Genomic DNA, 12517 nt, shown 5'->3' with positions numbered 1-12517 from the left:
ATTTTTTAAATCATATAATTATAATCTGTTATTACAGCCCAAATCATGTTTTCAATTTCTTTAGGTATTCCTGTATTATCGGCAGTAAGATTAACTTCTAAAACCTTATCTTGTAGTCTAACTCTTACAATTTTTTTATCACTATCCATTAATACAAATCCCATGTTTTCGCTATTTTCAAAGTCTGCTTCCTTAGCAAATAATGTGAATTTTTCTTTATATGGAGCACTATCATAAGGACAGAACATTTCACAGTTTCCACACTCATTACACATTTTATCAACATGAATTATTTGATGCATACTATTTCCCTTTACTTTTATAGCAATATTGGCACGATTAGGACATACATCTACGCAAGCTTCGCATACTGTTGAACATTGAAGACATCTTTCACATTCTGCTTTACCACTTACGAACATTTTTAGTATACCCTTTTTAGCTGTTATGGCTTCAATATTTGTGTTTACCTCATGTACTTCCACTTCCAAATCATGGTTTTTTTCTTGTTTAACTATAGCTTTCGCAACTTTTGTTGCATCTGCTATTCCTTCTACTACCGTAGCAGGTCCATGTAGTCCATCTCCTGCCACATATACTCCTTTAATGTTTGTTTCTAATGTTTTCACATCTACATCCGCTTGCTCTTTTTCATTTAAACCAATATTATTTTCTTTAAATATTTTAGCATCTACCTTCTCACCAACTGCTGATATAACAATATCTGCTGGTATATCTATCATCTTGCCAGTTGCAACTGGTCTTCTTCTACCACTTTCATCTGGCCTCCCGAGTTCCATAACCTCACAACTAAGAACACCTTTTGTAATCTTAACTGGTGCTAGTAATTCTTTAAATTCTACTCCATCTTCAATGGCTAACTGCAATTCTTCCATATCTGCAGGCATGTATTTTTTAGTCCTACGATAAACTAAATATACATTTTCTACTCCCTCTGCTCTTTTGGCTGCTCTAGCTGCATCCATAGCAGTGTTACCACCACCTACTACAACCACATTTTTCCCAAGGTTTAATGTACTATCTTTACTTCTTAATCTCTCTAAAAATTGTAGTACATTAATTACATTTTCACCTTCAATATTTAATTTACCTGGTTTCCACGCACCAATGGCAAATAGGACATATTTGTATCCAAGTTTTTTCAATTTCTCTACAGAATTCTGCTCTGAATTTAACTGGACTTTAACTCCTAGGCTACAAACAAGATCAATGTCTTTTTGCACAGTCTCATGTGGCAGTCTAAATTCTGGAACAATATGGTTCACTATTCCTCCGAGTGCATTTCTTTTCTCGAAAATAGTTACTTCCATTCCTTCTCTTGCAAGGAAATATGCTGCTGCAAGACCTGTAGTTCCTCCACCAACTATGGCTACTCGTCCACCACTTTTTTCTGTTTTCACAAGTTCCTTTAGTAAATCCTCATATGCATTTTCTGCTGCTTGTAATTTTATATTTCTTATATTAACTGACTCATCACAGAAATTTCTAATGCATTTGCCCATACATGCATGGCTACATATTGTTCCCGTAATAAATGGAAGTGGGTTCTTTTCTACTATAACCCTTAGTGCTTCAAGATGTTTACCTTGATCTACAAGATTTATATATTCTGGAATATCTTGAGATATAGGGCATCCCTCTTCACATGCTGAAATAAAACAATCAGCTAGTGGTACTTTTTTATTTATTTTGCCAGTATAATTTGGTTTTATAGGTTTTATATGATGAATATCTATAACTGATTTATCTTTTAACTCATTTAATTTTTCATTATTCATAACATACTTATTTGCAAATTCTACCTTGCTTAATTTTTCAGCAATTTGAACACATCTTTGATAGCCACCAACTTTTAACATTGTTGTTGCTATAGTTATAGGCCATATTCCAGTTTCAAATATATCCACTATGTTGAAAACATCCGCACCTCCTGAATAAGAAATTTTCAATTTCCCATCAAATTCATTTGAAAGCCTATATGCTAGCGCTATGGAAAGAGGATATAGGGATTTCCCTGACATATACATCTCCTCGCCTGGTAATTCTGCATTTTTAATGAGAGCTGGAACTGTATTAGTTAATTTAACACCAAAGGACAATCCATTTTTGCTTGCTAAATCTTGTAATTTTTTAAACATAACAATAGCATCATCAAATTGTAAGTCCTCTTGGAAATGATGCTCATCAAATGAAACGTAATCGTATCCCATACTATCTAAGGTTTTACGTACAAATTCATACCCTAATAATGTAGGATTACATTTTACATAAGTATTTAATCCTTTTTCATTTATTAAATATGTTGCAATATGTTCAATTTCCTGTGCTGGGCATCCGTGTAATGTAGATAAGGTTATTGATCTGCATACCCTAGCTGATATGCTTTTAACATATTCACTATCTATATTTTTGAATTTATTAATATTGTCTAATACGTATGAGGTGCATTCACTCCATATACTACTTTTAGATGCATCCTTAAGACCCATAATAAATTCATTTATTTTAGATGAAGAAATTCCTTTAAAATCATAACCTACACTCATATTAAAAATAAATCCATCTGGACTTCCGAGATTTAATTCTTTTGATAATATTTTAATTGCGAACCAAGCTTTAACATATTCGTCATAAGCCTCCGTTACTCTAAGTTCTGTAGACCATTCCACATTGTAGCACTCATCTTCTGCACTTATGCAAGGCTTTGACACTGGTAAATCTTCTCCATCAAGAGTTTGTACTGTTTTCAGCTCAAAAAATCTACATCCAGAAACATAAGCTGCAATTATATTTTGTGCTAACTGTGTATGTGGACCAGCTGCAGGTCCAAAAGGAGTTTCAATTTTCTCTCCAAATATTCCAAGCACCTTATCATCATTCTTTTTAAAAAACTTGTTTACTCCAAATATCTTTCCCTGGTTTTTATTTTCTATCATTATCCACTCCATTAATTCTTTAAATGGAATGGGTGTCATTCTATCACCCATGGTAATACCTCCTGTTTTTTTATTTGTTTATTCTACTCCATAATTCACTTGACACTTCTCTTGATTTTGCCATGATTTTTTCAGAATCAGCAACAATAATTTTACGGTCCTTCATAAGAACTTTACCATTTATCATAGTGGTTGTTACGCATCTTCCATTAATACCAAATAAAATATGAGAATTAGCATTATTACCGTTTAATGGAGTTAATGGATCGTATTCTGCTACTATAATATCTGCATAAGCACCTTTTTTTATAACTCCCAATGGTTTTTCAAAAAATCTACCTGCAATCTTTGCATTGTTATCAAAAATCATTAGTGGTACTTCGCCCCATGCAACTGTTGGATCACAGTTATTATGTTTTTGCAAAATATTTGCAACCTTCATAGACTCAAACATGTCACTGGTATATCCATCTGTTCCAAGCCCTACAGTCAATCCTTTTTTTATAAGTTCTAAAACAGGTGTACAACCTACAGCATTTCCCATATTAGATTCAGGATTATGAACTACCATTGTATCCATTTCCTTTAATAAGTCCATCTCAGCAGGATTTATGTGTATACAGTGAACTGCAATAGTCTTACTGCCTAAGATATCAAAGTCAAACAAATGGTTAACTAATCTTTTATTATATTTTTTAAGAGAATCGTATACATCCGCTATACCTTCTGCTGTATGAATATGGTATCCAGCATCATATGGCATATTTTCAGCACAATACTCAAGAGTTTTATTACTTAATGTAAATGATGCATGAAGCCCCATCATTCCCTTTTGCATATCAGATAAATCATTTTTTGCCGACTTCATAAAGTCAACGTTTTCACTTACAGCTTGTTTCATTTTTTCCTGTCCATCTCTATCAGAAACTTCATAACATAGAGATGTACGAATACCTAGCTCTTTGGCCACGTCTGATATTTGAAATAAACTTCCGGAAATATCACCATAACTTGCATGATGATCAAAAACAGTAGTAACACCATTTCTTATACAATCAAGGTAAGTTGCATATGCACTATATTTTGTATCTTCCAATGTTAATAATCTATCTATCCTCCACCACATTCCCTCAAGAATGTCTTTAAAACCTTTAGGGTTATAACCATTAATGGAAAGTCCCCTAGCAAATGCACTATATATGTGATGATGAGTATTGATTAATCCTGGCATAATTAAACCATTTTTAGCATCTACGAATTCAGCTCCCTGGTACTTTTTCTTCATTTGCTCCGTGGTTCCTAAATCTACAATAACATTAGCATCAATGCAAACACACCCATCTTCAATAAATGTATTTTTATCATCTCTTGTAAATAACCTACCATTACCTATTAGTATCATACTGTCCCTCCTATAATATATTTAATGTAATACAAACTTAATTAATTGTTCAAATTATTTTCATTATTCTAAATTTATTTTACCATTGTTTTTAAACATTTTCAATTTATTTCTAAAATTTTTGTAAGTTTAAAAAATATTTGTATTTTCCCATTGATTTTTAAAAAATATACTGATATACTTAATTTATAAAGTATTTGCAAAATTTAAATAATTCATAGATTTTTGATAACTTTGGATAAACTTGTTGCAAATATAAAGAATGTTGATCAAATCTACTATTAACTATTACATAAATATATTGGAATAAAATTTTTGGAGGTTTTGCTATGAACAAAATAAAGTGGTTACGGAATGAACTTCCTAAAACCAGTGATAAAAATCTAAATATAATGTCTCATGAAAACGTTGCTAAAGCAGCTGCTTTTCATAAAAGTTTCCCAGAGTATACTGAAACACCTTTAGCCAAACTAGATAATATGGCTAAATTCCTTGGACTTAAAAAACTTTATGTAAAAGATGAATCTTTTAGATTTGGATTAAATGCTTTTAAAGTCTTAGGTGGCTCTTATGCTATAGGTCGTTACATAGCAAAAGATTTAAATAAGGATATATCCCAGCTTCCTTATGAAGTTATTACATCAAAAGAGCTTCTTAAAGAATTCGGTCAGACAACCTTCTTTACTGCAACTGATGGAAATCATGGAAGAGGTCTTGCTTGGGCAGCTAATAGATTACACCAAAAATGTGTGGTTTTTATGCCTAAAGGTTCATCTGAAATTAGACTTAAAAACATTCAAAAGGAAAATGCTACAGCTACAATAGAAGAAGTAAATTATGATGAATGTGTTCGTATTGCTATGGCAGAATCAGCAAAAGTTCCAAATTCTGTAGTTATTCAAGATACAGCTTGGGAAGGTTATGAAGAAATACCTTCTTGGATTATGCAAGGTTATGGAACAATGGCAATGGAAGCTAATAATCAATTGCATAAAGATAATTGTGATGCACCAACTCACATTTTCATACAAGCAGGTGTAGGTTCTCTTGCTGGTGCAGTTCAAGGATATTTTGCAAATGTTTATCCTGATAACCCACCAATAGTTACTGTAGTAGAACCAAACAAAGCAGATTGTATATTCCGCTCCGCTGCTGCTAAAGATGGAGATATAAGAATCGTTACTGATGATATGCAAACAATCATGGCAGGACTAGCTTGCGGCGAACCAAATACAATAGCATGGGATATTTTAAAAAATAACAGTTCCTTCTTTGTATCTTGCCCAGATAATATTTCTGCTAATGGTATGAGAATACTTGCTGTACCTCTTAAGGGCGACCCTAGAGTTATTTCTGGTGAATCTGGAGCCGTAACAATGGGAATTTTGTTTAACATTATGCAAAATGAAGATTTAAAAGATTTAAAACAAGCTTTGAAGCTTGATGAAAATTCAAAAGTTCTAATATTTTCAACTGAAGGCAATACTGACCCCGATTTTTTCCGTGAAATTGTTTGGAATGGTGATTATTCATCATTATAATAGATACGCTTCAGCTTAAAACTTTCAAATTTAAGGAGGAATAAAAAATGGATTTTAATGCTATTAAACAAAAATCAGAGGCTTATGAAGTTCAGATGACAAAATTTTTACGTGACTTAATTGCTATCCCCGGTGAAAGCTGTGGAGAAGAAGGTGTTATTAAAAGAATAGAGCAAGAAATGAACTCTCTCGGTTTTGACAAAGTAGAAATTGATGCGCAAGGTAATGTTTTAGGTTATGTGGGAACAGGTAAAACCCTTATAGCTTTTGATGCTCATATTGACACTGTTGGTCTTGGAGAACTAAGTAACTGGACTTTTGATCCTTATATAGGTTATGAAACTGAAGAAGAAATTGGAGGACGTGGTACCTCTGACCAACTTGGTGGTATCGTATCTGCTGTATACGGTGCTAAGATAATGAAGGATCTTGACATGTTAAGCGATGACTATACAGCTCTCGTAGTTGGATCAGTACAAGAAGAGGACTGTGACGGAAACTGCTGGCTGCACATCATAGAACAGGACAAAATCACACCTGAATTCGTTGTAAGCACAGAGCCAACTGATAGTGGTATCTATAGAGGACATAGAGGACGTATGGAAATACGCGTTGATGTTAAGGGTGTATCATGCCACGGTTCAGCTCCAGAAAGAGGAGACAACGCAATCTACAAAATGGCTGAAATATTAATGGATGTCAAAAACCTTAACACAAATGATGCTGCTGATTCTACGCAGATCAAAGGTCTCGTAAAAATGTTAGATAAAAAATTCAATCCCAAATTTGAAGAAGCTAATTTCCTCGGACGTGGTACTATAGCTGCATCAGAAATATTCTTTACTTCACCAAGCCGTTGCGCTGTAGCTGACTCTTGTGCGATTTCACTCGACCGTCGTATGACATCTGGAGAAACATGGGAAAGTTGTTTAGAAGAAATTCGTCAGCTTCCAGCTGCTAAAAAATACAATGCAGAAGTTACTATGTATAACTATGACAAAAAAAGTTGGACTGGCCTTTCATACCCTCAGGAATGCTACTTCCCTACCTGGGTTATTCCTGAAGATCATGCTGTTGTTAAAGCTATGCAAGAATCATATACTGGAATGTTTGGATTAGCGAGAAGTGGTTCTAAGAGCACTGATGAAATGAGAAAAGCTCGTCCACTTACTGATAAATGGACATTCTCAACAAACGGTGTTGCTATAATGGGTCGTCATGAAATACCATGCATAGGATTCGGTCCGGGTGCAGAATCTCAGGCACACGCTCCAAATGAAAGAACTTGGAAAGCAGATCTGGTTAAATGTGCTGCTGTATATGCTGCTCTTCCAACAATATACTGCAAAAATAAATAATTTTTATCATTCAAAATATAAATATAAGTATAAAGGGGAGTTTATAAATGGCTTTAATGGATAAATACGTTAGCAAACTAAATACACTAGATTTCAAAAATATGTATAATAATGATTTTCTTCTTACTTGGGAAAAATCAAAAAACGAATTAGAAGCAGTATTCACTGTTGCAGAAGCTCTTAAAGAATTAAGAGTAAATAATATATCCTCAAAGATTTTTGATAGTGGTCTTGGAATTTCACTATTCCGAGATAATTCAACTCGTACAAGATTTAGCTTTGCTTCCGCTTGTAACCTCCTTGGCCTTGAAGTTCAAGATCTTGATGAAGGAAAATCTCAAGTTGCTCATGGTGAAACAGTAAGAGAAACTGCTAACATGATTTCATTCATGGCAGATGTTATAGGTATCCGTGATGATATGTATATTGGAAAAGGCAATGCTTATATGCGTGAAGTATCCAATGCTGTAAAAGAGGGTAATGACGAAGGAGTACTTGAACAACGCCCAACACTTGTTAGTTTACAATGTGATATAGATCATCCTACTCAATGCATGGCTGATTGTCTTCATATTATTAATGAACTCGGTGGTATTGAAAATTTGAAAGGTAAAAAAGTTGCTATGTCTTGGGCATACTCACCATCTTATGGTAAACCACTTTCAGTTCCTCAAGGAGTAATTGGACTTTTAACTCGTTTCGGTATGGACGTTGTTCTTGCACATCCAGAAGGTTATGAAGTTATGAGTGAAGTAGAAGAAATTGCAATAAAAAATGCTGCGCAGTCTGGTGGTTCATTTACGAAAACAAATTCTATGGAAGAAGCATTCAAAGATGCTGACATAGTTTATCCTAAAAGTTGGGCTCCTTTTGTTGCTATGGAAAAAAGAACAGATCTATACGGAAAAGGTGATACAGCTGGTATAAACAAGCTTGAAAAAGAACTTTTGGCACAAAATGCTGAGCATAAAGATTGGGAATGTACTGAAGAACTTATGAAAACAACAAAAGATGGAAAAGCACTTTATCTTCATTGTTTACCTGCTGATATCTCTGGAGTTAACTGTGAAGTTGGAGAAGTTGCTGCTTCTGTTTTTGATAGATATAGAAAACCACTTTATAAAGAGGCTAGTTATAAACCTTATACAATAGCTTCTATGATTTTCTTAAGTAAAGTTAAAAATCCACAAGAAGTTTTAGCTATGCTTGAAAAGAAAAATATACAACGTGAAGTAAAATAATATTCTAAATTGTTTTTATAGTAAAAGGCTATGCTGAATTATAAATTCTACATAGCCTTTTATTTTTAAAATTGAATTCACAAGGGGGATAATATTATGAAGAAAAAAGTAGTAATCGCATTGGGTGGTAATGCTCTTGGAAGTAATTTAAAGGAACAAATGGTAGCTGTAAAATCTACTGCCAAAGCTATAGTTGATCTTATAGAAGAAGGAAATGAAGTTGTTATATCTCATGGAAACGGACCTCAAGTCGGTATGATTAATATTGCAATGAGCGAACTCCATAAAAACAATCCTAAATATTCACTATGTCCTATGTCTGTATGTGTTGCAATGAGTCAAGCTTATATTGGTTATGATCTGCAAAATGCACTTAGAGAAGAACTACTTAATCGTAATATAAACAAAAATGTTTCAACAATAATAACGCAAGTTGAAGTAGACCCTACGGATAAAGCCTTTGAAAATCCAACTAAACCTATTGGGAGTTTCATGACAAGAGAAGAAGCTGATCTTGAAATAAAAAGTGGCAAAAAAGTTATTGAAGATGCTGGTCGTGGATATAGAGAAGTTGTTGCTTCACCAAAGCCAGTAGGCATTATAGAAATTGAAACAATAAAATCATTGGTAGATATAGGCCAAGTTGTAATCGCCTGTGGTGGTGGTGGTATTCCTGTTATAAAAGAGGGTAATCATCTAAAAGGTGTAAGCGCCGTTATCGATAAGGATTTTGCTAGTTGTACTCTTGCAAAAGAACTTAACGCTGATTGCCTTATTATTTTAACAGCTGTAGAAAAAGTTGCTATAAACTTTGGTAAACCAAATGAAAAATGGCTTCACAATATTACAGTTGATGAAATTAGTAGATATGCAAAAGAGGGCCACTTTGCCCCTGGTTCAATGCTTCCTAAGGTAGAAGCTGCAATCGATTTTGCTTCTTCAAAAGAAGGCAGATATTCATTAATAACTCTACTAGAAAAAGCTAAAGATGGCATAGCAGGTACTACGGGTACTATCATAAAATAGAAATTATATAAAAAGGATAGTGTTTACACTATCCTAAATCATGAGGGGGAATTTTTATGAGTTCTAATCAAAAGTCTTTATTATTCCAATATGATGGTATGCCTTCTATTAAAGAAATTATACCATTAGGTCTTCAACATGTTGTAGCTATGATTGTGGGTTGTGTTACACCAGCGCTCATAATTGCTGGAGTTGCAAATCTTACTGCTGCCGACAAGATTTTACTTGTCCAATCCTCGCTATTTTTTGCTGGCATAGCAACTTTAATTCAAATTTTTCCACTAGGCAAAGTTATTGGTTCAAGATTACCCGTAATTATGGGAGTAAGTTTTGCATACGTTCCAACTCTGGCTGCCATTACCGGTGAATTTAATATTGCCACGGTTTTTGGAGCACAAATAATAGGCGGAATAGTCGCCATAATTTTCGGAATATTCTTGAAAAAATTAATAAAATTCTTTCCACCCCTTGTTACTGGTACAGTTATTTTTGCCATAGGATTATCATTGTATACGGTTGCTATTAAGTATATAGCCGGTGGAGTTGGTTCTCCTACGTTTGGTTCTCCTTTGAACTGGGCCGTTGCCATGATAACCCTTGGAGTAGTAGTCTTTCTAAATTTCTTTACTAAAGGAACTCTCAAACTAGCATCTATTTTAATAGGTATAATTGTAGGATATATTATTGCTATGTTTCTTGGAATGGTATCCTTTGATGCAGTTACTTCAGCTGGACTTTTTCAAGCTCCAAAGCCACTATATTTTGGTATAAGCTTTAATGCTACAGCTATAATATCTATGGCTATAATGTACATTGTAAATTCTGTTCAAGCTATAGGTGACTTATCCGCTACAACAGGTGGGGGTATGGATAGATCTCCTACTCATAAAGAGCTTTCCGGTGGTATTATTGGAAGCGGATTTTCAAGTATAATTGGTGCACTGTTTGGTTGTATGCCAACTGCAACATATAGCCAAAATGTTGGTATAGTAATTACAAATAAAGTTATCAATAAATGGGTATTTGCATTTGCTTCTTTTGTTGTAATTTTAGCAGGTCTTATTCCTAAATTTGCCTCACTACTTACAACCATTCCTCAATGTGTTTTAGGTGGAGCGACAATCTCTGTTTTTGCCACAATAACAATGACAGGAGTTAAAATGATTGCTTCAAGTAACCTTACAATGAGAAACTCAGCAGTTGTAGGCATTGCAGTTGCCTTAGGTATAGGTATTGTTCAAGTTCCTGATGCATTTGCTCTATTCCCAGGATGGTTTATATCTATATTTGGAAAATCATCTATCGTTGTTACAACAATAGTTGCAATAGCACTAAACCTAGTCTTACCTAAAGATAAAACTGAAGAAGCTATTAATACCAATGCTAATGATCAAGAAAAAGCTAGCTAATAAGAATTATTTTATCCTTTATAAATACAAAAAAAACAACTCGCATTATTAAATAAGCGAGTTGTTTCTTTACCTCTGTTAAACCATTTCTAATATTCCTATTACTTTTAGCCTGTAATATATAATTTTGCAATAAATATTAATGCCAAAATGTAAATCACAATCGAAACTTTCTTTCTCTTAGTATGATCCTTAGTAAATAAATTGTTGATTCCGTTTAACACAGCATAAGAAAGAAGTCCAATTGTTAAACCATCTCCTATACTATAAGTAAGTGGCATCATTGCGATTGTTAAGAAAGCAGGTACTCCTTCTGTGAAATCATTAAAGTCTATCTTCGTTACACCTTCCATCATGAAAAATCCTACTATTATGAGTGCCGGTGCAGTTGCACAAGATGGTATTGCAATAAATAATGGTGAAAAGAACATTGCTAGTAAGAATAAAATGCCTGTTACAACAGAAGCAAGTCCTGTTCTAGCACCTTCTGCAACTCCCGCTGAACTTTCTACGAAAGTAGTTACAGTCGAAGTACCAAGGAAAGCTCCTACCGTAGTACCAACAGCATCTACTAGTAGCGCACGTCCAGCATTTTTAACCTTACCATCTTTGTCTACCATTCCAACCTTAGACGCAACTCCTACTAAAGTTCCTACAGTATCGAAAAAATCAACAAATAAGAATGTTAACACTATTGTTATAAATTGCAATATTTTAGCTGGATCAGTTAAGTATGAAAAGTCTAGTTTAGCAGCAATTGGTGATATTGATTCAAGTTTAAATATTCCTTTTGGGGTGGCTATTCCATAAGTCGCTGCTGTTATTGGTGCTATCATGGCATATATCCAAGCTGCTCCAGCACTTGCAACTATTCCCCATAATATAGCTCCTCTAACTTTTTTCTTTGACAATACTACTATTACGATTACTCCTAGTACTGTTATTAATACTGCTGGGCTTTTAAACGTACCCATAGCTACCTTTGTTGCATCATTGCTAACTACAATGCCAGCATCTACAAAACCAATAAAAGCAATGAAAAGTCCGATACCTGCAGTAACGGCTATTTTCAAAGTCGTTGGTATAGAGTTAACTACTGCTTCTCTTACACTAGTTAATGATAATATAATAAAGATAACACCTTCAACAAATACAGCTGCCAGTGCCACTTGCCAAGGAATTTTCTTTCCGATTACTACACTAAAAGCAAAGAATGCATTAAGTCCCATTCCCGATGCTAGTGCAAAAGGAAGATTTGCATATAATCCCATAGCTATTGTAGTAAATCCCGCTGTTAAACAAGTTACCGTTACTATAGCACCCATATCCATTCCTGTAGCTCCTAAAATATTTGCATTAACTGCAATTATGTAGGCCATGGTTAAAAACGTTGTTATCCCTCCTATAACCTCCTTTTTTACGTCACTCCCATTTTCTTTCAACTGAAAACGTTCCATTTTTGTTCCCCCTCAACTTTTTTATAATTAAGCCCAACGAATTATTCGCAAGGCAAAATTTAAAATATAGTTTATCCACTTTTCAAAATAGCATTTTTAATACATATATTTGATTTACATTGGCTT

8 protein-coding genes are annotated in these 12517 nt (G+C 34.0%); 5 read left to right on the top strand and 3 right to left on the bottom strand.

The features are described 5' to 3' along the window. Positions 1–5 precede the first annotated feature (5 nt). Together ygfK and ssnA are read right to left on the bottom strand one after the other, a co-directional pair. Complete coding sequence (gene ygfK / locus ACREVU_RS10020) at positions 6–3008, bottom strand: putative selenate reductase subunit YgfK (RefSeq protein WP_431551457.1); 3003 nt, start codon at positions 3006–3008, stop codon at positions 6–8. A 19-nt stretch (positions 3009–3027) separates the two neighbouring features. Beyond that, on the bottom strand, positions 3028–4359 hold the full coding sequence (gene ssnA, locus ACREVU_RS10015) for a putative aminohydrolase SsnA (RefSeq protein WP_431551456.1): 1332 nt from the start codon (positions 4357–4359) through the stop codon (positions 3028–3030). Positions 4360–4688: 329 nt separating this feature from the next. Between ssnA and dpaL the strand changes: the two genes are divergently transcribed. From dpaL to ACREVU_RS09990, 5 genes are all read left to right on the top strand, one after another. Beyond that, entirely contained in the window at positions 4689–5900 is a 1212-nt protein-coding gene (gene dpaL, locus ACREVU_RS10010; protein WP_431551455.1) for a diaminopropionate ammonia-lyase, read from the top strand. A 47-nt stretch (positions 5901–5947) separates the two neighbouring features. Then, positions 5948–7258, top strand: coding sequence for a YgeY family selenium metabolism-linked hydrolase (locus ACREVU_RS10005; RefSeq protein ID WP_431551454.1), 1311 nt, complete (start codon positions 5948–5950; stop codon positions 7256–7258). Between the two features lie 47 nt (positions 7259–7305). Then, on the top strand, positions 7306–8499 hold the full coding sequence (gene ygeW, locus ACREVU_RS10000; protein ID WP_431551453.1) for a knotted carbamoyltransferase YgeW: 1194 nt from the start codon (positions 7306–7308) through the stop codon (positions 8497–8499). Positions 8500–8595: 96 nt separating this feature from the next. Beyond that, positions 8596–9525 carry a carbamate kinase gene (gene arcC / locus ACREVU_RS09995; protein ID WP_431551452.1) on the top strand — a complete coding sequence of 310 codons (930 nt, stop codon included), beginning with the start codon at positions 8596–8598 and terminating at the stop codon, positions 9523–9525. A gap of 56 nt (positions 9526–9581) precedes the next feature. Continuing rightward, the gene (locus ACREVU_RS09990) at positions 9582–10934 is read left to right on the top strand and encodes a uracil-xanthine permease family protein (protein WP_431551451.1); all 1353 of its coding nucleotides are present in this window, start codon (positions 9582–9584) and stop codon (positions 10932–10934) included. Positions 10935–11041: 107 nt separating this feature from the next. Here the strand turns inward: ACREVU_RS09990 and ACREVU_RS09985 are convergent, their stop codons facing one another. Continuing rightward, positions 11042–12391, bottom strand: a complete 1350-nt coding sequence (locus ACREVU_RS09985; protein WP_431551450.1) for an NCS2 family permease — start codon at positions 12389–12391, stop codon at positions 11042–11044. Positions 12392–12517: the final 126 nt, after the last annotated feature.

The organism is Clostridium sp., from assembly GCF_050717535.1.
Taxonomy (GTDB): Bacteria; Bacillota; Clostridia; order Clostridiales; family Clostridiaceae; genus Clostridium_AD.
This window is presented reverse-complemented; position numbering and strand designations above follow the sequence as displayed.

What these genes read in the sequence shown, in the direction of transcription:
- arcC (WP_431551452.1), top strand. Translation starts at nt 8,596, where the DNA reads ATGAAGAAAAAAGTAGTAATCGCATTGGGTGGTAATGCTCTTGGAAGT.
- ygeW (WP_431551453.1), top strand. Translation starts at nt 7,306, where the DNA reads ATGGCTTTAATGGATAAATACGTTAGCAAACTAAATACACTAGATTTC.
- ssnA (WP_431551456.1), bottom strand. Translation starts at nt 4,359, where the DNA reads ATGATACTAATAGGTAATGGTAGGTTATTTACAAGAGATGATAAAAAT.
- ACREVU_RS10005 (WP_431551454.1), top strand. Translation starts at nt 5,948, where the DNA reads ATGGATTTTAATGCTATTAAACAAAAATCAGAGGCTTATGAAGTTCAG.
- ACREVU_RS09985 (WP_431551450.1), bottom strand. Translation starts at nt 12,391, where the DNA reads ATGGAACGTTTTCAGTTGAAAGAAAATGGGAGTGACGTAAAAAAGGAG.
- ygfK (WP_431551457.1), bottom strand. Translation starts at nt 3,008, where the DNA reads ATGGGTGATAGAATGACACCCATTCCATTTAAAGAATTAATGGAGTGG.
- dpaL (WP_431551455.1), top strand. Translation starts at nt 4,689, where the DNA reads ATGAACAAAATAAAGTGGTTACGGAATGAACTTCCTAAAACCAGTGAT.
- ACREVU_RS09990 (WP_431551451.1), top strand. Translation starts at nt 9,582, where the DNA reads ATGAGTTCTAATCAAAAGTCTTTATTATTCCAATATGATGGTATGCCT.